The following is a 23,552-nucleotide window of genomic DNA, read 5'->3' as shown; positions in this document are numbered from 1 at the left end:
ACCCCTTCCCGAGGTGACTCCTGTGCACAAAGCGAATCTCAATCTCTTGCCCACCCTCAAGGTGCTGCTGGAGACCCGCAACATCAGCCGGGCGGCGGAGCTGCTGAACCTGAGCCAGCCCTCCATCAGCAAGCAGCTCGGCCAGCTTCGCAGCGAGTTTGGCGACGAGCTGCTGGTGCGGGAAGGGCAGCGCTGGCTGCTGACCCCGCGGGCCGAGGCCCTGGCGGCCCAGCTTGCCGATTCCCTCGGTGCCTTGGAGCGGCTCTACGAGGCGCCGGAATTTGCCCCCGAGCGCTGCGAGCGGGTGTTTCGGCTCGCCTCCTCCGACTACGTGGCCCAGCACATCTTGCCGGACATCTGTGCGGCCCTGGCGAGGGTCGCCCCCCGGGCGGCGCTGGAGTACAGCCTGTGGGACAAGCGCCAGTTGCCCCAGCTCTGGCAATCGGAGCTGGACATGGTCTCCACCATCACGGAGCTGGTGCCGGACCAGATCCGCGGCCTGCATCAGGGGGAGGACAGGCTGGTGGTGCTGATGGGGCGCCATCACCCGCTCTCTGGCATGGCGCCCAGTCTGGAGGATTACCTCGCCTGGCCCCACCTGCAGGTGAGCGGGGGCGGGGACAAGGACAGCCCGGTGGAGCAGGTGCTGGCCCCCCGCGGGCTCTCCCGCCGCTGGTTTGCCCGGGTGCCCTTCTTCCAGGCCGCGGTGGAGGTGCTGCTGCGCACAGACTGTCTGATGACCACCCCGGCCCATATCGCTTGGCAGCTCTCCCGGGAACATGCCCTGAGTTTTTGCGATCTCCCCTTCGCCACCCGGGTCCAGCAGTATCATCTGCTGTGGCACCAGCGCCACCACCTGGATCCGGCTCACCGCTGGTTTCGCGAGCTGGCCTATCCCTTCCTGCGGGATCACCTGCAATTCACCCTGGGGGAGAGTCGCAAGCAGTTGGCTGGAGGGTCGCAGGCGGGCCACTGATGGCAGCGGGTTGTGCCACTCTATAACCACTGGCTATGGACTCTATTCATAACTTTCACTTCTGGCATAGCGAGCCACCCCCTACCCTGATCCCGGGTGACAACAATCGACACGAAGGAAGAGAAGGTATGGAGCTGACGAGTTGGCTGGCGCTGGCCGCCATTTGCGTGATGGGGGCCATCAGCCCGGGGCCGAGCCTGGCACTGATCATCCGCAATACGGTGCAGGGAGGGCAGGGCCACGGGGTTGCCACGGCGCTGGGCCACGGCCTGGGAGTCGGCATCTATGCGCTGATCACGGCCCTCGGCCTCGCCATCCTGATCACCCAGACCCCGCTGCTGTTCGATCTCATCCGCTACGGCGGCGCGGCGTTTCTCGCCTGGCTCGGGATCAAGGCGTTGCTGGCCAGGCCCGCAGGGGGTGAGGCAGGCAAGGAGGAGGGGCACCCGCCACGGGGACGTCAAGGGGCGTTCGAGGGCTTTATGGTGGCCTTCTTGAACCCCCAGCTCGCCATCTTCTTTATCGCCCTGTTCAGCCAGTTCGTGCACGCCGACACCGGCTGGCGTGAGGGGGGCATCATGATGCTGACCGCAGGCGGTATCGATGCGCTCTGGTATGTGCTGGTGGCCCTGGTGCTCTCTCGCGGGCCCGTACTCGCCTGGCTCAAGGCCAAATCCACCGTGATCGACAAGGTGAGCGGCCTGGTGCTGCTGGGGCTGGCCCTCAAGGTCGTGATCTAGCTCCGCGTCGGGTGCCAGCGTAGTCGGCACTCTCTCAGGGCCGGGGGATGAGGGGGCAGCCAGATGTCCTTGTACCGGGTCAATCCTGCATTCTGCGGTGATCTTAAGCGGGATCAAGGCGGGGGGCGGGGAGTCTGGTTAGAGTGGCGGCCATTTGCAGCCCTTCGAACCGGACGTTATGCGCGATCAGAACCATCACAACCGCCTGGAGTTGCTGGCCCCGGCCAAGAACCTTGCCTATGGCATCGAGGCCATCAACCACGGCGCCGACGCCGTCTACATGGGCGGCCCCGCTTTCGGTGCCCGCAGCGCAGCAGGCAACAGCCTCGAGGACATCGAGGCGCTGGCGCGCCATGCCCACCGCTTCGGCGCCCAGGTCTTCGTCGCCTTCAATACCCTGCTGCACGACCACGAGCTGGAGCAGGCCCGGCGCCTGACCCATCAGATCTACGAGGCAGGGGCCGATGCGCTGATCGTGCAGGACATGGGGCTGCTGGCGCTCGATTTGCCCCCCATCGCGCTGCACGCCAGCACCCAGACCGACAACCGCACCCCGGAAAAGGTAAAGTTTCTGCAGGACGTGGGCTTCTCCCAGGTGGTGCTGGCCCGCGAGCTCTCCCTTGCGCAGATCCGCGAGATAAGCGCCGCCACGAGCGTGCAGCTGGAGTTCTTCATCCACGGTGCCCTGTGCGTCTCCTACAGCGGCCAGTGCAACATCAGCCACGCCCGCACCGGGCGCAGCGCGAACCGCGGCGAGTGCGCCCAGCTCTGTCGACTGCCCTGTTCCCTGCAAACGCCGGCGGGGGAGGTGCTGGTGGAAAACAGCCACCTGCTCTCCTTGAAAGACATGGATCAGACCGACAACCTGGAGGCGCTGATCGCCGCAGGGATCCGCTCCTTCAAGATTGAAGGGCGCCTCAAGGGGCTCGACTACGTCAAGAACGTCACCGCCTGGTATCGCCAGAAGCTGGACACCATCCTGGCGAGCCGCCCCGACCTGGTGGCGGCTTCCGCCGGTCGTTGTAGCTACACCTTTACGCCGGATCCCAAGAAGAGTTTCAACCGGGGCAGCACCGACTACTTCCTCCATGGCCGACAGCCAGGCATCGACTCGCCGCGCAGCCCGAAATACGTCGGGGAGCCGCTCGGGCGCGTCACCAGCGTGACCCGCGATGGCATCGAGATCGACGGCCAGGCCGTTGCCCTCAACAACGGCGATGGCCTCGGCTTCTTCAAGCCGGGGGGCGAGCTGGTGGGGATGCGCCTCAATAAAGTGGAGGAGAAGGCACAGAGCAAGCGGTTACTCCTGTCGGAACCCATGCCCGGTCTCAAGGTGGGCACCGAGATCTTTCGCAACCACGATCAGGCCTTCAGCAAGCAGCTCGAAAAGGGGAGCGCGGATCGCCGCATCCGGGTCGATATGCGGCTATCGGAGTGCGACGAGGGACTGCGGCTCGAACTTGTGGACGAGCAGGGCATTGGTGTCGCCGTCACGCTCCCCTGCGACCAGCAGCCGGCGGACAACCCGGAACGGGCGCTGCAACAGGCCAGGGATCAGCTCGGCAAACTCGGCAACACCCTGTTTGTGGCTCGCCAGATTGAGTTGGCATTCACTCGCCCGCTATTTATTGCGGCTTCACAGCTTAACGGCTTGCGCCGGGAGGGGATCGCCGCCCTGGAAGCGGCCCGTCTGGCTGCCTACCGGCGACCCGAGCGGCGCATTCCCCTGCGAGGCGCCGTTTATCCCCAGCATCGGCTCTCCTACCTCGGCAACGTGCTGAACAGCGCGGCGGAGCAGTTCTTTCGCGAACACGGGGTGGGGAGCATCGCCCCCGCGTATGAGGCGAACAAGGAGGAGCGGGAAGTGGTGCTGATGACAACGAAGCACTGCATCCGCTACAGCCAGCAGCTCTGCCCCAAGGAGATGCCCGGTCTCAAGGCCGAGCCCCTGGAGCTCAAGATGGGCAAGGAGAGTTTCCGTCTGCGTTTTGACTGCCACCGCTGCGAGATGCAGGTGATGGGCAGCCTGAAGAGAGGATGATTGCCCGTGTGGGCATGGGGCTGGAGCGGATTTGATGGCAGTATGGGGCGCGGCCTTGTCACGGATATCCCGTGGTGAGGCGCCTTCCCCCAGCCTTCTTCTGACAAAGGATCCGTCATGAACATCCATGCACTGCCGTTTTGCACCACGAACTGGGCCGAGGTCCCGCCGACCGAACACAAGGGAGAGCGCGGCGTCGCCCGCTGGCACACCCGGCAGTTCGGGGAGCTGCGGGTGCGAATGGTGGAGTACTCCCCCGGGTATCTGGCGGATCACTGGTGCAGCAAGGGCCATGTGCTGCTCTGCCTCGAAGGGGAGCTGCACACCGAGTTGCAGGATGGCCGCGTCTTCACCCTGACGCCGGGCATGAGCTACCAGGTGGCGGACAACGCCGAACCCCATCGCTCCTATACCGAACTGGGCGCTCGCCTCTTTATCGTCGACTGAGCTGCCCTCTTTCCCGCTTTCCCTTTGCGCTTCAGGAACTTGTCATGCTTGAACTCAGACCCAACTGCGAGTGCTGTGACCGGGATCTGCCCGCCGACACGGCGACGGCCTACATCTGCTCCTTTGAGTGCACCTTCTGCGCCGAGTGCAACGATCAGTATCTGCACCTGACCTGCCCCAACTGTGGCGGCGAGCTGGTCAGGCGCCCGCGCCGCCCGGCGGCCAAGCTGGTGAACAACCCCGCCTCCCTCCAGCGCGTCTTCAATCCGGCTCTGAAAGCGGCGCTGGGCAAGGGGGGCTAGGGCCCTCCCTTCATGGGAAGGGCTGGGCTGGCAACTGGCTCGCCCCGGTGGCTCTTGACCTTCTCCCGGCGGCAGCCCCTATCAAGGGGGCTCACACCAAAGGAGCAAAAGATGACGGAGCGATTCGAAGGAGAAGGGGCGAAGGCCTATGACAGCCGCATCCCCCTGCTGGTGCCAGGCTATGAGCTGCTGCACCAGCTTTGTGCCTCCCGGCTGATGGCCGCGCTGGGCCAGGAGGCCCGGGTGCTGCTGGTGGGGGTGGGCACGGGCAGCGAGTTGCTGCTGCTTGGCCGTCTCTGCCCCCGCTGGACCTTTGTGGCCCAGGATATCTCGGCGGACATGCTGGCCCAAGCCAGGATGCGGGCCGAGCAGGCGGGCATGGGGGAGAGGGTGTGCTGGCACCTGGGCGCATTACCTGTGGTGGATAAGCCTTGCGATGGCGCACTCTGTCTGCTGGTGCTGCATTTTCTGGCGCAAGATCCCAAAGCCGCGCTATTGGGTGATATTTATCGCCAGCTCAATCCTGGCGTTCCCCTGCTGCTGGCGGATCTGATGGCGCCAACGGACCCGCTCGAGCGCAAGGCCATGGGGTTGCAAGCCGCCCTCGCCGGTTTGCCGCTTCCTGCCTGCGAGCAGATGGTGCGCCGCCTCGGAGGGGACTTCACCTCCCTGGACGAGGGACAGACCCGGCGCCTCTTGCAAGGGGCCGGTTTCGCGGCGGCGCACCGCTTCTTTCAGGCGTTGGGGTTTCACGGCTGGCTGGCGCAGCGGCAGTGAGCCCTGGCCGGGTGGCGCCGGATCAACGAGAGGCCCTCTCCAGCGTCAGCAGTGCCTGCTTGATGGGCAGGCCTCCCGCATAGCCGGTGAGGCTGCCATTCTGGCCGATCACCCGGTGGCAGGGGATGATGATGGAGAGCGGATTGCGGCCGTTCGCGGCACCCACCGCCCGCACCGCGTTTGGCTTGCCGATGGCGCGGGCGATGTCGCCGTAGCTGCGGGTCTCCCCGTAGGGGATGTCGCACAGCGCCTGCCACACCGCTTGCTGAAACGCCGTGCCCCTGGGGGCGAGCGGCAGGGTGAAGCGCTGCAACCGGCCCGCGAAGTAGTCCCGAAACTCGGCGAGGAAGGGGGCGAGCGCCTCGCCGTCCTGCTGCCAGTCCTGCATGTCGGGCAGCGGCCGCAGTCCGGCCAGGAAGTCCACATGGACCAGGCCGCGTTCGTCGATGGCGACCAGCAGTTCGCCCTGGTCGGTGAGCATCATGTCATAGCGGATCATGGGCTCTTCTCCTCGTCTTGTGTCTGTGTTGGCCGGGTGAGCAGCGTCGGTTGTTCACTCATGGCGTGCCACAGCCAGCTCGCGGCATAGGCGCGCCACGGCTGCCAGGGGGCGCTGCGCGCTGTCACCTCTTTCACCGGCAGCTTGTCACCGTCCCCCAGCGCCTTTTGCAGCACGAGATCCGAGGCGGGGAAGGCATCCGTGTCGAGCCCGCAGCGCAGCCGCCAGTAAGCGACCGTCCAGGGACCTATGCCCGGCAGCGCGAGCAGTTGCTCGTCGCTTGCCGTGGCGAGGGTGAGTGCGCCGCTTGCGAGCGCCGAGGCCAGCCCTTGCAGGGTGCGGATGCGGCTGCCAGGCATGCCGATACCGTCAAGATCCAGCTCGCACAGCTGGGTCGGGGTGGGCAGCTGCGCGGTGCCGAACTGAGCCTGGGTGCGCGCCACCAGGCGCCCCATGATGGTGATGGCACCCTTGACCGACACCTGCTGGCCGACGATGGCGCGCAGCATCACCTCGTATTCATCCCACCCCCCCGGCAGCCGCACCCCGGGCCAGCGCCCCTGGATGCCGGCGAGCAGCGGATCCTGCCCCAGGTGTTCGCCGATGCGGCTCATGTCGGCGTCGAGATCCCACATGCGGCGCACGCGGTACAGGATGTCCGGCAGCGCACCCGGCGGCAGATCCCGCACCGTGAGTCTGAGCCTCTCCCCCTCGACGGGCTCGATGCGGATGAGCCCCTCCTGCTCGCCGACCCGGTGACGGCGTTCGTAACCGTGCTCATCCACCCGCTCCAGCCCCGGAATGGCGCGCAACCGGTAGAACGCGAGCATGGCCTGGATGTCGAACGGCGGGCGATACAGCAGGTGCAGTTGCAGGCTCGATTGCGGCGTCTCCTGCTCCGCGCCCCCTTCCTGCTTGCGCAGGGCGCCCGGTGTCATCCCATACGCCTGCAGCCAGGCGTCGTTGAAGCGACGAATGCTCGCAAAGCCTGCGGCAAACGCCACGTCCGTGATGGGCAGGCGCGTCTCCGTCAGCAGCCGTTTCGCAAGGAGCAGGCGGCGCGTCTGCTCCACCTGTTTTGGCGAGGCGCCGAGGTGTTGCTCGAACTGACGCCTCAGGGTGCGCTCCGTGATCCCGGCCTGCGTTGCAAGGGAACCCAGGCTGTGCTCCGCCAGCTCGCCGCGCTCGATGCGCGCCAGCACCTGGGCGACGAGCGGTGGCAGATCGCCGCTCTGGGCCGGTGCGAGCTCGGGGCGACAGCGCAGGCAGGGGCGCAGCCCGTGCTGCTCCGCCGCCGCCGCGAAGCGAAAATAGCGCACATTGTGCTCGTGCGGTGCCCGCGCCGGACACACGGGGCGGCAATAGATACCGGTGGAGAGCACCCCGGTGAAGAAGCGACCATCGAAACGCGCGTCTCGCGCGAGGCGTGCGGCGTGGCACTGCTCCCGGGTGAGACCCGGGATGATCTCGTCCCGTTGGGATGAATGCGGGGGCTCTGTGGTCATGGCATGGCTCGGGTTGCTGTGGGCATGTCCCAGAGACTAAGCGGGGGCGAGAGGGGTGACTAGCCAAAAACGGACAGGGATAGCAAAAATAGTGCGATCCGAGGAATCCCAGTCCTCCCTTTGTAAGGTTAGGGGGGCAGGACCCCACCCTAACCCTCCCCTTCGTAAGGGGAGGGGACAAACAGCTCCCCTCTGTGAATGGGGGCGGGGTTAGCTCCTCCCCCTTGTGAAGGGGGAGGCTGGGAGGGGGTTCAACCTCGCTTATTTCAGATAGCGCTGTTCGAGGTGTTTGCGCAGCCACTGGGGATTGAGCGCCTCACCGGTCGCGCGGCGAATGAGCTCGTCCGTGCCGTGCAGGCTGCCCTGGGACCAGATATGGCGACCGAGCCAGCCAAAGATCTCCGGCAGGCGGCCGGACTCTACGAGCGTGCCCATGTCGCCGAGCTCACGCTCGAGTGCAAAGCGCAGTTGCGCCGCGTACATGGCGCCGAGCGTGTAGCTCGGGAAGTAGCCAAACGAGCCGTCCGTCCAGTGGATGTCCTGCATGCAGCCATTCTGGTAATTGCCCTTCGTGGACAAGCAGAGCCACTGTTGCATCTTCGCGTCCCACAGCTCGGGGATGTCCGCGACCTCGATGCGCCCTTCCATCAGGTCCCGCTCCAGCTCGTAGCGCAGGATGACGTGGGCAGGGTAGGTGACCTCGTCCGCATCGACGCGGATAAAGCCGGGCTCGACCCTGTTGTACAGCTTCTCGAGGTTCGCGGGGGCGAGCGCGGCCTGTTCGCCGAAGTGTGCGCGGATGCGCGGTGCAATCTGTGCAAGGAACGCGGGGTGATGGCCGAGTTGCATCTCGCAGAACAGGCTCTGACTCTCGTGAATGCCCATGGAACGCGCCTCGGCCACCGGCTGGCCGAGCAGTGCGCGCGGCAGGCCCTGCTCGTAACGCGCGTGACCCGTCTCGTGGACGATGCCCATCAGGCTGGAGACGAACTCCTGCTCGTTGTAGCGCGTGGTGATGCGCACGTCCGTCGGCACGCCGCCGCAGAACGGGTGGCTGCTCACGTCGAGCCGGCCGTGGGCGAAATCAAAGCCGAGCAGCCCCATCACCTCCTGACCGAGCGCCTGCTGCGTTGGGATCGGGAAGGGGCCTTGCGGCGTAAGGAGCACGTCGCTCTTCTGCCGTTCGCTCACGGTCTGGATGAGGCCGGGCAGCCAGCTCGTCAGATCGCCGAAGATCTGATCCAGCCTCGCGCTCGTCATGCCGGGCTCGTACAGCGCCAGCATGGCGTCATAGGGACGCACCCCGAGCGCGTCGGCGCGCAGGCGAGCCACCTCCCGCGACAGGCGCACCACCTCCTCGAGGTTAGGGGCAAAACCTGCCCAGTCGTTCTCCTTGCGCTGGCGACGCCAGGCGTGCTCGCATTTGCTGCCGGCCAGGGAAAGCGCCTCCACCAGCGCCCCCGGCAGCAGGCTCGCATCCTGCCACTGGCGCTTGATCTCCCGCAGGTTCGCACGCTGGTGCTCGTCCAGCGGTTCACTCTCTGCCTTGGCAATCCACTCCCCAAGCTCGGGGGCGGTGCGCTTGCCGTGGATCAGCACGCCGAGCTCCGCCATCGCCTCGGCGCGGGCCTCGTTGCCCCCCTCCGGCATCATGGCGGCCTGATCCCAGCCGCAGATGGCGGAGAGGTGGGAGAGGCGGTGCAGTTGTTGCTGATGTTGTTCGAGTTTCTGGTATGACATGGGATTGTCCTTGTTATCGTCCCTGATGATATGCACCCCGTACCTGGCATGATCGGGGCCGCCCGATGCTAGCACTGCCATCCACCCTGGTGCTACCCTCAGGCAGTCAGCCGAGGCGCTTCTGGTGCCGTTCGCGGTTTTCCGCCTTCTTGCGCTCGCTCTTGCGCAGCAATACGTAGAGCGCACCGCTGCCGCCGTGGCGGCGCTCGGCGCTGTGCATGGCCATCACCGAAGGCAACTGTGGCAGCCAGGCGCTGACATGGCTCTTGAGCAGGGCACGCGGGGTGCTGCGCTCCCCCTTGCCGTGCAGGATCAGCAGGCAGCGGATATCCCGTACTTCGCATTCGGCAATGAACTGCACCAGGGCGATACGGGCCTCGTTGAGCGTCTTGTGGTGCAGGTCGAGGGAGCCTTGCAGCTCGTATTTGCCAAGGCGCAGCTTCTTGTAGACCCCTTCCTGCACGCCGTCACGCTTGAAGCCGACGATGGCATGGGGGTCCAGCATCTCGACTGCTTCCGTGCCGAGGTGATCCAGGGTGAGTTGTTCGGCGGTGGCGGCTTCCCGGCGCGCGAGTTGCGCCTCGGTGGGCTGGCTGTTGCCCGCAACGGGGGCGATATGGTCGCTGCGAAGGGGCCGCACGTCGGCCACTTCCTGCAGGAACAGTGAGAGTTCGTCGTTATGAGACACGGCAGGCTCCCCGCATGAAAATGAGGGAGCCAGTATAGCGGGCCTTGGTGGGCCTTAGAATGGCAACGCTCGCAGGCCCCGGCCCTGCCGGGGAGGGCGGTCTGAGCGAGCCTGGTTATTGCCCCTCTTTGGGCAGCTCTGCGTGCATCACCTTGTAGATGAAATAGACCGCATAGGCGCTGATGAGCAGGAAGGTGCCGAAAATCACCAGCATGGACATCAGCCCCACGCTGTTGCCGAACATCAGGTTCATCCAGAATTCCATCTCGTTCACTCCTGTTACTGGGCGGTGACAGGCATGATAGATACCTCTTCAGGAGGGAGGGGATGATCTCGATCAACTCCCTCTCTGGTTATTTAATCGGCAGCGAATTCTGTGAGCCGACGCGCATCCGGCGCGTCAGGTCGCCGGACTGGACGCTATTTTGCTTTCTCCAGGGTCGGTTCGGTGAGGGGCGTGATGCGCCAGCCCTGCTGCTCCAGCAGGGCGAGCAGCCCGTGCTCGCCGTAAAGATGCAGGGCCCCTACCACGATAAAGCTCTCGTTCGGCAGGCTGGGCCACTTCTTGACCCAGTTGCGGTTGCGCTCTGCCAGCAGGGTCTGTTCCAGCCAGGCTTGCAGCTTGGGCGGCGCCATCTCCTCCCTGAGCAGATTGATGAGGGTGGCCTCGTCCCCGTTCTGCCAGGCGGTCATCACGGCGTCGAACCCCTGCTGGATGTCGGGCAGCTCGTCCAGGGTGCTCTCCAGCATCAAGGTCTGGTTGTCGCCGACGCTCGCGAGATAGCCGAGCTGCTCCAGCAGGGTCTCCAGCCCGACGATGGGCTTGCCGCCGTCGTTCGCCCGCTTGGCGAAGTGCTGGTCGACACCGTATTCACCGCGATAGCCGGTGCGCTCCAGGGCTGCCTGGGTCAGGGTAATGGCCGCAAACCAGGGACGCAGCGGGGCCAGCATGCTCTCGTTCAGACCGTTCTGGCCCGCGGCGATGAGGGTGCGACGGTAGAGGTCGATGGGCAGGTGATCCTTGAGGGTCTTGCCGTCGACGAGCCGGGTGATGGCGCCCATCTCCTGCCACTGCTCCTGGCTGATGTGGGTCATGTCCACCTCCATCACCAGGGCGCGGCTCTGCTGCCAGGCGCGCTCCACCGGGTCCGGCAGGGGATAGAGAGAGGGTTTGCCCGCATGGATGGACCCCAGCAGCCAGTGCTGTTCGTTGCCCTTGTTGATGCGGTAGAAGGCCGGATCGGCCATGGCATGGAGCGGCAGCAGCAGGCAGAGCAGGAAGGAGAGCAGCGTGGGATGGAATCTCATGAGGCACCTTATGTGAGCGGGATGAGTGCTCTATGATAAGTCCTCATTTGTCACAGCCAAGAGGTTTCCCATGCCCCACCTTCGTTTTCGGGCAGTTTCTGTCGACACCCTGCAGCGGATAAGCGCCCCCCTGATGACGGATCTCTGCGCCCTGACCGGTGGCAAGCCGGAGTTCGTCACCCTGGAGTGCGTACCGAGCCAGTGGGTACGAGATGGCCAGCCCGAAGCCGGTTTCCCCTTCGTGGAGCTGGTCTGGTTCGAGCGACCGCAGGAGATGCAGGATGCCGCCGCCGCCCTCATCACCCGCCACCTGAAAGGGGTGCTGGGGGAGCAGACCTATGTGGTGGTGCAGGTGCTGCCCATCGTCAAGAGTCACTACTACAGCAACGGCCAGCACTATTGAGCGGGCATCGTTGCTGAGACCGGTGCATGTCAAGAGGAGGCCCGCCGAGGGCACCTTTATCAGGCGGATTTGATCAGCAGCTTGTCCAGCCAGCGGCTTGGCAGCAGGCGGCGCAGCACGGTAAACAATTTGGTCGGGAAGGTGACCGGGTAGCGGTGCCTGGGACGCTTGCTCGTGAGCGCATGCAGTAACGGCGGGATGCAGGCCTCGCTTGGCAGGGTAAAGCCCCGGGCACCCCCTTCACGCTCCAGCCTGGCCAGCGTCTGGGCATAGGCGTCCTGGTGGCGGCTGGTAGCGGGGTCTATGTGGCGCAGGAAGGCCTCCCGGGCATTGGCGCGAAACCGGGTGTCGATGGGGCCGGGTTCGATCAGGCTGATGTGCACGCCGCTGCCCGCGAGTTCCAGGCGCAGGGTGTCGGTATAGCCTTCCAGCGCGAACTTGCTGGCGTTGTAGGCGCCACGATACTTCATGGCCACCAGGCCAAGCACCGAGCTGTTCTGTACGATGCGCCCCTCGCCTGCCGCCAGCATGGGGGGCAATATCTGGCGAATGAGGTGATGCCAGCCAAAGAGGTTGGTCTCGAACTGCTCGCGCAGCGCCTCGGTGGGCAGATCTTCCAGCGCACCGGGCTGGCCGTAGGCGCCGTTGTTGAAGAGGCCGTAGAGGCGCCCCTCGGCCAGGGCCAGCGCCTCTGTCGCCCCTCGCTCTATGCTGGCGCTGTCCGCCAGATCCAGTTGCACCGCCAACAGACCCTGCTGCTGCAGCAGGGCCACATCCTCGGCCTTGCGGGCGGAAGCGATGACGGTGAAGCCCCGGGCGCCGAGCTTTCTTGCGGCGGCGAGGCCGATGCCGCTGGAGCAGCCGGTGACGAGCACGAAGGGATGGGGCATGAGCATGGTCCTGATTGACGGCCGGCAGGTGGCCCGAAGCTGGCATGGTAGCGTGGTGCCACCAAAAACAAAACCGGGCCAGAGGCCCGGTTTTCGGTCACGTCAGATGCCTGATTACATGATGGTGAACGGCATGATGATGTGGAACTTGACGTCATGCTCGGAGCTGAACATGTTCGGGTAGTACCAGCTGCCCTTGTCGTCCTGTTCGTTGTTGTAGTCGGTGTAGTGCAGCTTGAACAGGGTGCCCTTCAGCTTGCCGTCCTGCACTGTATACATGACGTCGAAGTTGGCTGCCCACTCTTTGCCGCCTTCCAGGGACTTGTCGCCGTTGTTGGCATCCCAGCCGTAGGCACCGGAGACACCCACGCCCCAGCCCGGTGCACCCACCAGATCATCCAGGGAACGAGTCACGCCGAAGAACAGGGCCTTCTCGTCGTTGTGGTTCCAGTCTGAGCGGGAATCCCACCAGATTTCGTTCGCGCCCTGGGAGTTGCCGTAGCCGCGGGTCAGACGGGGCAGGTAGTTGCCCAGATCCCCTTCAGCCTTGGTCCACAGGCCTTCCAGACGGAAGCCATAGGGGCCGGCTGCCCAGCTGGCGGTCAGGGCTTGTTGCCAGGCCAGGCCGTCATAGTCGCTGTTCTCGGTGTCGGAACCGTAGAACTGGTAGCTGGTGTTCAGGCCACCCAGTACGTCGAATTTGTGGGCCAGCTTGAAGTGGTAGCTGTCCATGTAGCCTTCGGACTGACCGAAGCCAGCGGTGACGGCAGTGCCGTTCTCGAAGGTGTAGCGAGCGACCAGACCGTGGATGTAGTCGATCTTGTTCGCATCGGTGAAGGGATCGCTGGTATAGGGGCTGCTCTTGGAGAAGCCGGTGGTGTTCTTGAACCAGGGAGCCTTGTACTCGTCGGCGATGGCGTAGGTCAGGTAGAGGCCGCCGAAGGTGCCTTCGATCTGGCCACCACGGTAGGTACCGGGTTGATAGGACCAGTTGACGCCGAGGATGCCGGGGACATAGAGCTGGGTGTAACCACCCTTGGCGGTGACCGCGTCACCGAACTTGAATTTCAGGGCGGCGTTGGAGAGGCTGAAGCCGTTCTCGGGAACGCCGTCACCACCTGAACCCCACTTGTCGCCCCAGAAGGAGAACTCGTTCTCTTCGTTGACGCCATTGCTTTCGTCAACGGCCAGGTCGTAGGCACCGAAGCCGCCCACGTCGACGCCGACCACACCCCATGCATAGCCGGAGTTGAAGTTCAGGGCTGCCTGGGTGGTGGCATGGCTCAGGTTGGAGTGGTATTTGCCATCCTGACCCGGACCGGCCTGGACGCGATCACGCTCACGCTGGAAGTAGAACAGGCCACCGGTGAGCTTGCCTTCATCGATGAAGGCGCTGTAGGACTTGCCGTATTCCGGGCTCATCATGTCTTGAGCGGCGAACGCCATGCCGGGTGCGACCAGTGCCGCGACCACGGCAGCACTCAACGCGGCGCGCTTGAAGATCACTTTTTCCATTTGTTATTGCTCCTGATTTTATGGACTTAGCTTTTTTATCCGGCAGCCGGGTAGGCACCCGCCGCTCGGTATTGGCATTGCAATCAACACCCCGAAGGGCAAAAAAATGGTTCTCTGTCGTGCCCTTGTGCCTGATGCCTTGGCGCATCGGTCGGGGCTATCTGCATCGTTACAGTCGTTATTTTTTGGCTGTCGATCCTTGGCGATCTGACATCACCAAGAGTACGTTCGCGGTGCGAAATATCAATGTAAAGTTCCCGGCAAGTTTCAAAAATATGACCGAGTGCAAATAATCATGATTCTTGGTGTGGGCACTCCCAGGCCACTCATGTCGGCAATGACAGCGCTTTCATTGTGATTTCACCGTTCTCCTGCGCAGATCTTGCCGTCAAGGCAGAACTTTATTTGTTAACCCGGTGGCAACATATAATTTTGTATCACAAAAAAAGATGGGCCCGGCGGGATGCCCACTGTCGTGAGCGTGAGCCGTCGCCCGACAGACAGGGGGACCAGGGATGTGAAAGGGGTGAGGGAGCCTGTGACTGAATGGATGAGGCAACCCGTCATCGCCCGTGAAGACGTGACGGGAGCATCAAGAGAAGGGTTGCGGCAAGGCCGTACCGCGGGCAGGTAGACAGGGAGCGCGCCCCGGGTCTGGTGCGAGCCAGACCCGGGGGTTATCAGGCCTGGCTCAGGATCCGGGGGATCTGCTGGGCCTGGTGGTGTATGTGCTCCGAGACCTGTACCGAGAGACGACTGCCCTGGCGGGCGTGCAGGCTGATGCGACCGATGAGGGCGGCGAAGCTCGCCAGCCTGTGTTCCTGGCTCTTGGCATTGTCGGCGCCCTGCAGGGCGATGACGGCGGTGCTGCGCGCCATCTCCCGCACCGTCAGGGTGGTCTGGCGCAGCTGCTCCGCCTGCTGGCGCTGCTCGGCGGCCTCTGCGGTGATGCGGGCCAGCACGGTGGCGAGCTGATCCCCCGCCTGGGTGAGGCTCGCCAGGATCTCGGTGATCTGGCCGAGGGAGCGCTGGGTGTCGGCGGAGAGGTGGCGCACCTCGTCGGCTACCACCGCGAAGCCGCGTCCCTGCTCCCCGGCCCTGGCCGCCTCGATGGAGGCGTTGAGGGCCAGCAGGTTGGTCTGCTGGGAGATGTGGCTGATGACGTCGACGATGGCGGTCACGTCCTCCACCGAGCGGGTCAGCTGGGCCAGGGCGCCGCTGCTCTCGTCGATGGCGAGCCCGGTCTGGGCGGTAGCCGTCAGCATGCCCCCGACCAGCCGCTCGCTCTGGCTCATGGAGTGTTCATTGTGCTGGGCGTGCTGGGCGATTTCGGCGGCGACCTGGTGCACCTCGCTGGCGAGCTGGTTGAGCTCCTGCATCATGGTGTCGCTCTCGTCCACCGCCTGCTCCGTGGTGCGGGTGCTGTGATGGATCTCCTGCACCTGGTTGACCATCCCTTGCAGACTTTGCGACACCGCCGATAGCTGGCCCTCTTTCTGCTGCTGATCCTGTTGCAGGCGCCGTATCAGGCGGTTGTAGCTCGCGACGATGTCCGCCAGTTCGTTGCGCTCGCGCCCCGGGGTCAGCAGCTGGGCCTGACCCGTGGCGTCGAGCTGCAGGAAGGCTGCCCGCAGTTGCAGCAGGGGCCTGACCAGCCAGCGACGCTGCACCAGGGCGAACAGCAGGGCCACCACGACCAGGCAGAGCGCCAGCACGCCGAGCACGGTGGCCAGCTCCCGGTTCATGGTCTGACGGGCGGCGGCGAGTTGTTCACCCAATTGCTCCCCCGCTTGCAGCAGCTGGGTGATGTCCTGCTGCACCATCTGACGAGCGGCCTGCTGCTGTTGCAGCGTCTTGCGGCTGTTTTCCAGCTCCTGGGGATAGCGCTTGAGCAGGGAGGTCAGCTCGGCTTTGGGCTGATCCCCGAGCTCCTTGCGTATCGGCTCTCCCAGGGTGAATTCGTCGGCCGGTGCCTCCTCGAAAAGCTCCATGCTCGGCAGGGCGGCCAGGGAGTCGGCCTGCTTTTGCAGGGCAGCCAGCTCGAATTGCAGCCCTTCGAGACGCTTGGCGCTCGCCTGCTCCATGTAGTTCTGGCGCTGGTGGGCGAGGGAGGGGAGGGTGGTCAGGATGTCGGCCGCCCCCTGGCGATACTGCTCGGCAAGGGCCGGATCCCGCCCGGCGGCAGCCCCCTGCTGGCCGTAACGGAGCAAGGCTTTGGCCTGGGTGGTCAACTCGTTCTCGGCATTTTGCAGCAACCACTGGCTGTTGCCGGAGAGCTTGCCCGCCGCCAGATAGTCGCCGTCAATGCGGGTTTTCATCTGCTCAAGCCGGGCGTTTAGCGGCTGGGTCTGGGGATCCTCCAGGCGGGACAACAGGGCCAGCGCCTGCTGGCGCACCCCCTGTGCCTGGGCCAGCAGCAGGGGATCCCCGCTGCCGAGATAGTCGCGAAGCGCCCCCTGCAGCGGACCGCTCAGTTGCTGTTGCAGGCGCTCCTGCAGACGCTGGGCCTGGGCCGAGTGGTTGAATTGTTGCCAGCCATGATAGAGCGCGGTGGCCTGAACACCGGCCACCAGCAGCAAGACGAGGGAAGAGAGGGAGGCAAAATGGGCAATTTTCACATCAGATTCCTGCTTGAATCACGCAATGGGCGCGAGCTTAATCAGGTCTGATGGCGTTTTTATGACAGTGGCCGTGCCAGCTCCCGTTGACTTGGGCTCTTCACCAGCAGGCCGAGCAGGGCGCCGCCCATGATGAGCCCCCCCGCCAGCAGATGGCGCGGGGTGAGCGCCTCGCCGTTGAGCCAGACCAGCAGCAGGGTGCTCAGCAAGGGAGTGAGGTAGGCGAGCGCGCCGATGCGGCGCGGATCCCCGTCCCGCAGCGCCAGATACCAGGTGACGAAGGCCGCCCCCATGGGGCCGAGGGCCAGCCCGATGATGAGGCCCCAGTCACCTGCCGGGATGCGGGCCACCGGCAGCGGTCCCTCCAGCATCCATGCCAGCAGCAGGGCCAGGAGCCCTGCGGGCAGGCAGGCGGCGGCCGTGACCACGGCAGGAGCGGGAGGCAGGCGGCGGGAGAGCACGGAATAGGCGCCCCAGACGATGGCGGCGCCGAGGGCCAGCAGGTAGCCGGGCAGATGGGCCTGTTGCAACTGCAGGTGACCATCGACCATCACCAGTACCGATCCCGCGAGACCCAGGGCCCCGGCCAGCAGATGGTGCAGGCTCAGGGGATGACCCGGCAGCAGCAAGGGGGTGAACAGGATGATGCACAGCGGCCAGAGGTAGTTGATGAGGTTTGCCTCCAGCACGGGGGCGTGGCGAAAGCTTGTGAACAGCAGCAGGTGATAGAGCAGCAGGGCGGTGATGGTCACCAGCCAGGTGAGGGGGCTGGCGCGCCACTGGCGCCAGAATGGCAGGGTGCCCGCCCCGCAGAGCAGCAGCACCAGCCCCACCAGCACCAGCGGCGAGACGCTGGTGATCCGGGAGGTGAGCGCGGCGAGGGAGGCCCACAACAAGATGGTGAGCAGGGCAAAACCGGTGGACTTGTCCCACCAGGAAGACGCAGGCATCCAACACTCCTTTGCAAGATGAATGAACGAAAAAGAGGGCCAGTCTAGCAGACTGGCCCTCGTCACACAGCGTTGCCGTGACGGTGCGGGTTATGACTCCCGGCTCGGGACGGCCCCTGCCGACGGAGCCAGGGACTGCCCCTTGACGTACCAGACGATGAGGGCCAGCACCAGCAGCGGCAGCACGGGGTCGAACCAGGTGCCGCCGGAGCCGAACAGCAGGTTCAGCAGGGCGACGCCGGTGCCGCCGATGGCCCAGGCGATGGTGGTCGGGATGGACCAGACGATCATCTGCTGCTTGACGTCGGAGATGCCCATCATGCGGTTGACCACCCAGAACAGGCTGTCGTTGAAGTAACCGAAGAAGAGCGACCCCATGGTGGCGGCCTGGGCGGCCAGCAGCATGTTGACCCCGGGGATCTGCGCCAGGATGGGGGCGGAGATGGAGGCCGCCGTCACCATGGCCACGGTGCCGGACCCCTGGATGAGGCGCACCAGGGTCGCCACGATGAAGGGGATCAGGATGGGGGAGATGGGCAATTGGGCGATCTGCTCGGCCAGTTGCTGACCTGCGCCACTGTCGCGCAGCACGGCCCCCAGCGCCCCGCCGGCACCGGTCACCAGCAAGATGATGCCGGCGGATTGCAGTCCCTCTTCCAGGCGTGCGGCGGTGGCGTGCCTGTCCATGTGCGGGACCAGGGTATAGACCGCCAGCAGCACGCTGATGGCCAGCGCGATGATGGGGGTGCCGATGAAGTTGATGCCCTGCACCAGGGGGTTCGCCATCAGGCCGTCCATCCCCTCCAGGGTGGCCAGGGTGGTGAAGATGGCCTTGACGAAGATGAGCACGATGGGCACCAGGATCGGCAGCAGCGACAGGGTCAGGCTCGGCAGGGTCTTGCCCTCCTTCTCCTTGAGGTACTGCTCATAGGTGGCTTGCAGCTCGTCCGGGGTCTGGGCGGCCTGGGCACCGAACTCGGGGTACTTCTTGTCGAGCCACTGGGCGTAGAAGACGATGCCGAGCACGCAGGGGATGGCCAGGGCCATGCCGGTCAGCAGCATGGCGCCGATGTCCACGCCAAACAGGCCGGCAACCCCCAGCGGGCCCGGGGTCGGCGGCACGGTATGGTGGGTTACCACCAGGCCGCCCGCGAGCGCCACCCCCAAGGTGAGCAGGGAGCGCTTGCCACTTTTTGCCAGCGCCTTGGCCACCGGATAGAGGATGACGAAGGCGGAGTCCACGAAGATGGGGATGCTGACGATGTAGCCCGTGATGGCCAGAGCCCACTCCTCGCGGCGCTTGCCGAGCCACTTGATGAAGCTGTAGGCGATCTGTTCGGCGGCGCCGGAGACCTCAAGCAGGCGACCCATCATGACCCCGAGGCCGATGACGATGCCGATGCTGCCGAGGGTGGAGCCAAAGCCCTGGGTGATCACGGTGAGGGTCTTGTCGATGCTCATGCCGCCGGTGATCCCGGCGATGCAGGCCGCCGCCAGCATGGCGATCAGGGCGTGCACCCGGGTGCGGATGACCAGGAACACCAGCACGAAGACCGCGATGATGAGACCGATGATGGGGGTTGGGATGTCGCTCATGATGCCTCCTGCATGTCATGGGTGATGAAACTGTCGATGATGTCGGCAAACGTCCTGTCTGCCGCGAAGCCGAGGGCGCTGGCCCGCTGGTTGTCGATGCGTCCCGGCCAGCTCGCCACGATGCGCTCGATGGCCGGATCGGCGGCAAACTGCACCCGATCCCGGGCCGCCTGGCCACCGGCCCGGGCGAGGGCCTCCAGCATCTCGCCGACGGTCACGCTGATGCCGGGCAGGTTGATGCTGCGGGCGTCACCGGTGGCGGGGAGCCTGGCCGCCAGCAGGAAGTTCGCGACCACGGTGGCGGGGCTGGAGAGCCACAGACGCAGATCCGGGCTCACTGGGCAGAGGGCGCTCTCCCCTTGCAGCGGCTCGCGGATGATGCTGCTGACAAAGGAGGAGGCGGCGCGGTTCGGCTTGCCCGGCCGCACGCAGATGGTGGGCAGGCGCAATACCAGACCGTCGACGAAGCCCTTGCGGCTGTAGTCGTTGACCAGCAGTTCCCCCATGGCCTTCTGGGCGCCGTAGGAGGAGGTGGGGGTGAGCGCCGTGCCGTCATTCACCAGCTCCGGTAGCGGGCCGCCATAGACGGCGAGCGAGCTGGTGAAGACGAAGCGGATGCTCGGCCGGGCATGGCGGCACGCCTCCAGCAGGGTGCGGGTGGTGTCCAGGTTGACCTGCCAGCCGAGATCGAAGTCCTGCTCCGCGTGGCTGCTGACGATGGCGGCCAGGTGGTAGACCACGGCGGTCCGCTCGCTGATGAGGGACTCGGCGACACCGGCTTCGGTGAGGTCGGCCCGCAGACAGCGAACCCTGGGGTCCGGCAGGGGGGATTGCGGCTGCTGGATGTCCACCAGCAGCAGCTCGGTGAAGGGGTGGGGGCCTTGCAGCAGGGCCCGGGCCAGTTTCTGGCCCAGGAAGCCACCGCCGCCGGTGATGATGATCTGCATCTTGTTATCCTCAGACTCGTTCATGTTCAGGGTCGTTATTGTTGTGTCAGCCAGCCCAGCCCTTCCCGGGTGCCGGCTCTGGGGTTGTATTCGCAGCCTATCCAGTCGTGGTAGCCCGCCTGCGCCAGCGCTTTGAACAGGTGGGGGTAGGCGATCTCCCCCTCGTCCGGCTCGTGGCGATCCGGCACCGAGGCGATCTGGACATGGCCGATGGCCGGGCCCAGCTTGCCAATGAGACGGGTGAGATCCCCGTCCATGATCTGGGCGTGATAGAGGTCGAGCTGCACCCCCACGTTGGGTCTGTCTATCTCCTGCACCAGGGCCAGGGCGTCGAGCTGGTGGGCCAGGAAGTAGCCGGGTACATCCCGATCGTTGAGCGGCTCGAGCAGCACCTTGATGCCGTCTTCGGCCAGGAAGTCGGCGGCGAAGCGGATGTTGTCGATCAGGGTCTGGCGGTGGGCCGAGAGGCTATGAGCAGGGTCCACGATGCCGCTCATGGCGTGTACCTTGGTGCAGCCGAGCGCCAGGGCATAGTCACGCACGCTTGGCAGGTGGCCGCGAAACTCCGCTTCCCGCCCCGGGATGGCAGCCATGCCGCGCTCCCCCGCGCCCCAGTTGCCCGGCGGCATGTTGAACAGGGCCTGGGAGAGCCCCTGCTCGCGCAAGCGGCGGCCCAGCTCGGCGGCCGGCCACTCGTAGGGGAAGAGGAACTCCACCGCCTCAAAGCCTGCGTCGCGGGCGGCGGCGAAGCGCTCCAGGAACGGCACCTCGGTAAACAGCATGGTGAGATTGGCGGCAAACTTGCTCATGGTTTCATCCTCCTCAATTCATCAATTTCGGGTTCGCTCAGGTAGCGGATGGAGTGGCCATTAAGCATCAGTGCCAGGCGCGCCGTCTCCTCCAGCTCTTCCATGTTGTTGACCGCATCCACCAGATCCTTGCCCGTCACCACGGGGCCGTGGTTGGCAAGCAGGAAGGCGTTGCCTTCGGGAGCGCGGCGCCCCAGCTCCTCGGCGATGCGGGCATCCCCCGGCTTGTAGTAGGGGATGAGCGGCAACTGGCCGACCCGCATCACGTAGTAGGGGGTGAAGGGGCGGATGACGTTGGCCGGATCCAGCCCCTCCAGACAGGAGAGGGCGGTCAGGTGGGTGCAGTGCAGGTGCACCACGGCCCGGCAGTCCGGATTGTTGTGGTAGATGGCAAGGTGGAAGGCCACCTCCTTGGAGGGGCGATCTCCCCCCAGGTGTTCCCCCCGCAGATTGACGTGAGAGAGCCTGTCGGCGCTGAGCCGTCCCAGGCAGGAGCCGGTCGGGGTGGCGATCAGGGTGCCGTCCGGTAGCAGGGCGGAGAGGTTGCCGGCGCCCCCGGTGGCATAACCGCGCTGGAAGAGGGAGGCTCCCAGCATCACCATGGTGTCGCGCAGTGCCTGTTCAGTCATGGAAGTACTCCTGAGCCTTGTCGAAGAAGTCGTCGCTCCCGAAATTGCCGGATTTGAGGGCCAGCGACAGGGGGGCGTCAATGGCCCGCACCCAGGGCACACCGGGGGCGATCTGCGGGCCTATGTGGAACGCCTTCACGCCGAGGGCCTGGGTGACCCGGCTCGAGGTCTCGCCACCGGCGATGATGAAGCGATCCACCCCGGCCTCCTGCAGCAGGCAGGCGAGGCGGCCAAAGCAGTGTTCCACCGCGTCGCTGGCCGCCTGCTGGCCGTGGGTCTCCTGAATGCGGGCCAGCTCAACCGGACTGGTGGTGGCGTAGACCAGCGGCGCCGGTGTCAGGGGCTGGTCCAGTACCCAGCGCGCCAGCTCGGCCGGGTAGTCGGCCTCTTCGAGGCAGCGCACCACATCCAGCGCCAGGGCAGGGGCGTGCTGGCGATAGCGGGCCACCTGACGGTTGGTCATCTCGGAGCAGGAGCCTGACAGCACCGCGGCGCGGCTGCCTCTGGGCCAGCCCGCTTCGCGGGCACCCTGCAGATCGCCGCTGCCAAGCTGACGGGCCAGGCCGATGGCGAGGCCGGATCCGCCGGTCACCAGAGGCATGTCGAGGGCGGCGGTGGCGATGTCCAGCAGGTGCTGCTCGGTCAGGGTGTCGACCACGGCGTAGCGCACGCCAGCTTGTGTTAGCTGCTCAAAGGCATCGGCAATGGCGCCGGGACCCTGTGCGATGGTATTGAACGGCACCAGACCGGCGCGGCCCTGGGCCTGCCCCTCCATCAGCCGCAGCAGGTTGCTGTCGGTCATGGGGGTGATGGGGTGATGGCGCATGCCGGACTCGGCGAGCGGCTGGGCGCCGACGAAGAGGTTGCCCTGATAGACGGTGCGACCGTTCACCGGCAGGGCCGGGCAGACCAGGGTGAAGTTCTGGCCAAGCGCCGCCAGCAGGGCGTCGGTGACGGGGCCGATGTTGCCCGCCTCCGTGCTGTCGAAGGTGGAGCAGTACTTCTGATAGATGCGCGGGCAGCCGCGGGCCTTGAGCCAGTCGAGGGCCGCCAGGGAGTCGCGCACCGCCTCGTCCACCGGGCAGGATCGGCTCTTGAGGCTGATCACCACGGCGTCGACCCCGGTCAGGTCCGCCGTTGCCGGGATACCGGCAAACTGGATGGTGGAGAGGCCGTTCTCCACCAGGAAACCGGCGATGTCGGTGGCGCCGGTGAAGTCGTCTGCGATGACTCCGAGTTTCATGGCTGCTCCTCCTGACCCGGCAGTGTGATGCCTGAGAAGATCTTGATGACGGCGCTGTCATCTTCCAGACCGTGGCCCGCGTTGCTGGCACCGAGGAACATGTTCAGCGCCGTGCTCGCGAGCGGCAGCGGGAAGCGCAGCGCCTTGGCGGTGTCCGCTACCAGGGTGAGATCCTTGACGAAGATGTCCACTGCGGAGCGGGCCTGGTAGTCACCGGCCAGCACCCGGGGCATGCGGTTTTCAAACATCCAGGAGTTGCCGGCGGCATGGGTCACCACGTCATACATGAGATCCAGGGACACGCCGGCCCGGCTGGCGAGCGCCATGGCCTCGGCGGCCACCGCGATGTGCACCCCGGCCAGCAGCTGGTGGATGATCTTGACCGTGCTGCCCTGGCCCGGCTCGCTGCCGACCCGGTACACCTTGCCGGCCACCGCATCCAGCACCGGGGCCAGCTTGTCGAAGGCGGCGTCGGAGCCTGCGGCCATCACCGTCATTTCGCCGGCATCGGCCTTGATGGCACCACCGGAGACCGGCGCATCCAGCATCGGCAACCCCATCAGCGCCAGCTCGGCAGCCAGGGCGCTCGCCTCTTCGGCGGCGATGGTGGAAGAGACCATGATGGCGGTGCCCGGTTTGAGGTGGCGAGCCAGCCCCGCTTCGCCGAGCAGGATGCGGCGCACCTGGGTGGCGTTGACCACCAGCAGCAACACGGCATCCAGGGTCTCCGCCAGGGGCCTGGCATCGGCCATGACGGCGGCGGCACCGGCCTGCTGCAGCTGGCCGCGGGCCTGTTCGCTGAGGTCGATGCCATAGGTGGTGAGCCCGGCCCGCAGGCAGGAGCGGGCGGCGCCCATGCCCATGGCGCCCAGGCCGATGACCGCAACATGATAGGGAGTGCTCATCTCGTGATTCCTCGATTACGACTG

At 65.6% G+C, this 23,552-nt stretch carries 23 protein-coding genes; 7 read left to right on the top strand and 16 right to left on the bottom strand.

What is annotated here, in order from left to right:
• Positions 1 to 22: 22 nt before the first annotated feature.
• The 6 genes from C3F36_RS05510 to C3F36_RS05485 all read left to right on the top strand — a co-directional run bounded on the left by C3F36_RS05510 (position 23) and on the right by C3F36_RS05485 (position 5,283).
• Complete coding sequence (locus C3F36_RS05510) at positions 23 to 976, top strand: LysR family transcriptional regulator (RefSeq protein ID WP_104454660.1); 954 nt, start codon at positions 23 to 25, stop codon at positions 974 to 976.
• A gap of 128 nt (positions 977 to 1,104) precedes the next feature.
• On the top strand, positions 1,105 to 1,716 hold the full coding sequence (locus C3F36_RS05505; protein WP_039041052.1) for a LysE family translocator: 612 nt from the start codon (positions 1,105 to 1,107) through the stop codon (positions 1,714 to 1,716).
• A gap of 178 nt (positions 1,717 to 1,894) precedes the next feature.
• Positions 1,895 to 3,757: a peptidase U32 family protein gene (locus C3F36_RS05500; RefSeq protein ID WP_104456002.1), complete on the top strand. Its 1,863-nt coding sequence runs from the start codon at positions 1,895 to 1,897 to the stop codon at positions 3,755 to 3,757.
• A gap of 117 nt (positions 3,758 to 3,874) precedes the next feature.
• Positions 3,875 to 4,204, top strand: coding sequence for a DHCW motif cupin fold protein (locus tag C3F36_RS05495; protein ID WP_041214635.1), 330 nt, complete (start codon positions 3,875 to 3,877; stop codon positions 4,202 to 4,204).
• Between the two features lie 44 nt (positions 4,205 to 4,248).
• Complete coding sequence (locus C3F36_RS05490) at positions 4,249 to 4,506, top strand: DUF1272 domain-containing protein (protein WP_010673281.1); 258 nt, start codon at positions 4,249 to 4,251, stop codon at positions 4,504 to 4,506.
• A 111-nt stretch (positions 4,507 to 4,617) separates the two neighbouring features.
• Positions 4,618 to 5,283 carry a class I SAM-dependent methyltransferase gene (locus C3F36_RS05485; RefSeq protein WP_104454659.1) on the top strand — a complete coding sequence of 222 codons (666 nt, stop codon included), beginning with the start codon at positions 4,618 to 4,620 and terminating at the stop codon, positions 5,281 to 5,283.
• Positions 5,284 to 5,305: 22 nt separating this feature from the next.
• On the opposite strand, the gene C3F36_RS05480 is transcribed toward C3F36_RS05485, so the two are convergent.
• From C3F36_RS05480 to C3F36_RS05455, 6 genes are all read right to left on the bottom strand, one after another.
• A complete protein-coding gene (locus tag C3F36_RS05480) occupies positions 5,306 to 5,782 on the bottom strand; it encodes a methylated-DNA--[protein]-cysteine S-methyltransferase (protein WP_104454658.1) in 477 nt (158 codons plus the stop codon).
• On the bottom strand, positions 5,779 to 7,287 hold the full coding sequence (locus C3F36_RS05475; RefSeq protein ID WP_104454657.1) for a DNA-3-methyladenine glycosylase 2: 1,509 nt from the start codon (positions 7,285 to 7,287) through the stop codon (positions 5,779 to 5,781). The genes C3F36_RS05480 and C3F36_RS05475 overlap by 4 nt, the downstream gene beginning before the upstream one ends.
• Positions 7,288 to 7,548: 261 nt before the next feature.
• Entirely contained in the window at positions 7,549 to 9,027 is a 1,479-nt protein-coding gene (locus tag C3F36_RS05470) for a carboxypeptidase M32 (protein ID WP_199769673.1), read from the bottom strand.
• A 106-nt stretch (positions 9,028 to 9,133) separates the two neighbouring features.
• A complete protein-coding gene (gene smrA, locus C3F36_RS05465) occupies positions 9,134 to 9,715 on the bottom strand; it encodes a DNA endonuclease SmrA (RefSeq protein WP_010673286.1) in 582 nt (193 codons plus the stop codon).
• Between the two features lie 115 nt (positions 9,716 to 9,830).
• A complete protein-coding gene (locus C3F36_RS05460; RefSeq protein WP_104454655.1) occupies positions 9,831 to 9,980 on the bottom strand; it encodes a DUF3149 domain-containing protein in 150 nt (49 codons plus the stop codon).
• Between the two features lie 155 nt (positions 9,981 to 10,135).
• Positions 10,136 to 11,023 (bottom strand): TraB/GumN family protein, encoded by an 888-nt coding sequence (locus C3F36_RS05455; RefSeq protein WP_041214639.1) that lies wholly within the window; start codon positions 11,021 to 11,023, stop codon positions 10,136 to 10,138.
• Between the two features lie 70 nt (positions 11,024 to 11,093).
• Here C3F36_RS05455 and C3F36_RS05450 point away from each other — a divergent pair, with 70 nt between their 5' ends.
• A complete protein-coding gene (locus C3F36_RS05450; RefSeq protein ID WP_010673289.1) occupies positions 11,094 to 11,426 on the top strand; it encodes a DUF1904 family protein in 333 nt (110 codons plus the stop codon).
• 59 nt (positions 11,427 to 11,485) lie between these two features.
• Here the strand turns inward: C3F36_RS05450 and C3F36_RS05445 are convergent, their stop codons facing one another.
• The 10 genes from C3F36_RS05445 to ltnD form a co-directional block, all read right to left on the bottom strand.
• Complete coding sequence (locus C3F36_RS05445) at positions 11,486 to 12,316, bottom strand: SDR family oxidoreductase (protein WP_104454654.1); 831 nt, start codon at positions 12,314 to 12,316, stop codon at positions 11,486 to 11,488.
• Between the two features lie 114 nt (positions 12,317 to 12,430).
• Positions 12,431 to 13,831 (bottom strand): OprD family outer membrane porin, encoded by a 1,401-nt coding sequence (locus tag C3F36_RS05440; RefSeq protein WP_104454653.1) that lies wholly within the window; start codon positions 13,829 to 13,831, stop codon positions 12,431 to 12,433.
• Between the two features lie 680 nt (positions 13,832 to 14,511).
• Positions 14,512 to 16,449 (bottom strand): methyl-accepting chemotaxis protein, encoded by a 1,938-nt coding sequence (locus C3F36_RS05435; RefSeq protein ID WP_104454652.1) that lies wholly within the window; start codon positions 16,447 to 16,449, stop codon positions 14,512 to 14,514.
• A gap of 59 nt (positions 16,450 to 16,508) precedes the next feature.
• Positions 16,509 to 17,399 (bottom strand): DMT family transporter, encoded by an 891-nt coding sequence (locus C3F36_RS05430; protein WP_104454651.1) that lies wholly within the window; start codon positions 17,397 to 17,399, stop codon positions 16,509 to 16,511.
• A 90-nt stretch (positions 17,400 to 17,489) separates the two neighbouring features.
• The gene (locus tag C3F36_RS05425) at positions 17,490 to 18,995 is read right to left on the bottom strand and encodes a GntP family permease (protein ID WP_042017724.1); all 1,506 of its coding nucleotides are present in this window, start codon (positions 18,993 to 18,995) and stop codon (positions 17,490 to 17,492) included.
• The gene (gene denD / locus C3F36_RS05420; RefSeq protein WP_233759718.1) at positions 18,992 to 19,966 is read right to left on the bottom strand and encodes a D-erythronate dehydrogenase; all 975 of its coding nucleotides are present in this window, start codon (positions 19,964 to 19,966) and stop codon (positions 18,992 to 18,994) included. Before denD ends, C3F36_RS05425 begins: the two co-directional genes overlap by 4 nt.
• 11 nt (positions 19,967 to 19,977) lie before the next feature.
• Positions 19,978 to 20,751, bottom strand: coding sequence for a 2-oxo-tetronate isomerase (gene otnI, locus C3F36_RS05415; protein WP_010673296.1), 774 nt, complete (start codon positions 20,749 to 20,751; stop codon positions 19,978 to 19,980).
• Positions 20,748 to 21,380, bottom strand: a complete 633-nt coding sequence (gene otnC, locus C3F36_RS05410) for a 3-oxo-tetronate 4-phosphate decarboxylase (RefSeq protein ID WP_104454649.1) — start codon at positions 21,378 to 21,380, stop codon at positions 20,748 to 20,750. Before otnC ends, otnI begins: the two co-directional genes overlap by 4 nt.
• On the bottom strand, positions 21,373 to 22,623 hold the full coding sequence (otnK, locus tag C3F36_RS05405; protein WP_104454648.1) for a 3-oxo-tetronate kinase: 1,251 nt from the start codon (positions 22,621 to 22,623) through the stop codon (positions 21,373 to 21,375). Before otnK ends, otnC begins: the two co-directional genes overlap by 8 nt.
• Complete coding sequence (gene ltnD / locus C3F36_RS05400) at positions 22,620 to 23,528, bottom strand: L-threonate dehydrogenase (RefSeq protein ID WP_104454647.1); 909 nt, start codon at positions 23,526 to 23,528, stop codon at positions 22,620 to 22,622. The genes otnK and ltnD overlap by 4 nt, the downstream gene beginning before the upstream one ends.
• Positions 23,529 to 23,552: the final 24 nt, after the last annotated feature.

The sequence above is a fragment of the Aeromonas sp. ASNIH2 genome (assembly GCF_002934795.1).
GTDB classification, from domain to species: domain Bacteria; phylum Pseudomonadota; class Gammaproteobacteria; order Enterobacterales; family Aeromonadaceae; genus Aeromonas; species Aeromonas caviae.
This window is presented reverse-complemented; position numbering and strand designations above follow the sequence as displayed.

What these genes read in the sequence shown, in the direction of transcription:
- C3F36_RS05505 (WP_039041052.1), top strand. Translation starts at nt 1,105, where the DNA reads ATGGAGCTGACGAGTTGGCTGGCGCTGGCCGCCATTTGCGTGATGGGG.
- C3F36_RS05500 (WP_104456002.1), top strand. Translation starts at nt 1,895, where the DNA reads ATGCGCGATCAGAACCATCACAACCGCCTGGAGTTGCTGGCCCCGGCC.
- C3F36_RS05495 (WP_041214635.1), top strand. Translation starts at nt 3,875, where the DNA reads ATGAACATCCATGCACTGCCGTTTTGCACCACGAACTGGGCCGAGGTC.
- C3F36_RS05490 (WP_010673281.1), top strand. Translation starts at nt 4,249, where the DNA reads ATGCTTGAACTCAGACCCAACTGCGAGTGCTGTGACCGGGATCTGCCC.
- C3F36_RS05485 (WP_104454659.1), top strand. Translation starts at nt 4,618, where the DNA reads ATGACGGAGCGATTCGAAGGAGAAGGGGCGAAGGCCTATGACAGCCGC.
- C3F36_RS05480 (WP_104454658.1), bottom strand. Translation starts at nt 5,782, where the DNA reads ATGATCCGCTATGACATGATGCTCACCGACCAGGGCGAACTGCTGGTC.
- C3F36_RS05475 (WP_104454657.1), bottom strand. Translation starts at nt 7,287, where the DNA reads ATGACCACAGAGCCCCCGCATTCATCCCAACGGGACGAGATCATCCCG.
- C3F36_RS05470 (WP_199769673.1), bottom strand. Translation starts at nt 9,027, where the DNA reads ATGTCATACCAGAAACTCGAACAACATCAGCAACAACTGCACCGCCTC.
- C3F36_RS05460 (WP_104454655.1), bottom strand. Translation starts at nt 9,980, where the DNA reads ATGGAATTCTGGATGAACCTGATGTTCGGCAACAGCGTGGGGCTGATG.
- C3F36_RS05455 (WP_041214639.1), bottom strand. Translation starts at nt 11,023, where the DNA reads ATGAGATTCCATCCCACGCTGCTCTCCTTCCTGCTCTGCCTGCTGCTG.
- C3F36_RS05450 (WP_010673289.1), top strand. Translation starts at nt 11,094, where the DNA reads ATGCCCCACCTTCGTTTTCGGGCAGTTTCTGTCGACACCCTGCAGCGG.
- C3F36_RS05445 (WP_104454654.1), bottom strand. Translation starts at nt 12,316, where the DNA reads ATGCCCCATCCCTTCGTGCTCGTCACCGGCTGCTCCAGCGGCATCGGC.
- C3F36_RS05440 (WP_104454653.1), bottom strand. Translation starts at nt 13,831, where the DNA reads ATGGAAAAAGTGATCTTCAAGCGCGCCGCGTTGAGTGCTGCCGTGGTC.
- C3F36_RS05430 (WP_104454651.1), bottom strand. Translation starts at nt 17,399, where the DNA reads ATGCCTGCGTCTTCCTGGTGGGACAAGTCCACCGGTTTTGCCCTGCTC.
- C3F36_RS05425 (WP_042017724.1), bottom strand. Translation starts at nt 18,995, where the DNA reads ATGAGCGACATCCCAACCCCCATCATCGGTCTCATCATCGCGGTCTTC.
- denD (WP_233759718.1), bottom strand. Translation starts at nt 19,966, where the DNA reads ATGAACGAGTCTGAGGATAACAAGATGCAGATCATCATCACCGGCGGC.
- otnI (WP_010673296.1), bottom strand. Translation starts at nt 20,751, where the DNA reads ATGAGCAAGTTTGCCGCCAATCTCACCATGCTGTTTACCGAGGTGCCG.
- otnC (WP_104454649.1), bottom strand. Translation starts at nt 21,380, where the DNA reads ATGACTGAACAGGCACTGCGCGACACCATGGTGATGCTGGGAGCCTCC.
- otnK (WP_104454648.1), bottom strand. Translation starts at nt 22,623, where the DNA reads ATGAAACTCGGAGTCATCGCAGACGACTTCACCGGCGCCACCGACATC.
- ltnD (WP_104454647.1), bottom strand. Translation starts at nt 23,528, where the DNA reads ATGAGCACTCCCTATCATGTTGCGGTCATCGGCCTGGGCGCCATGGGC.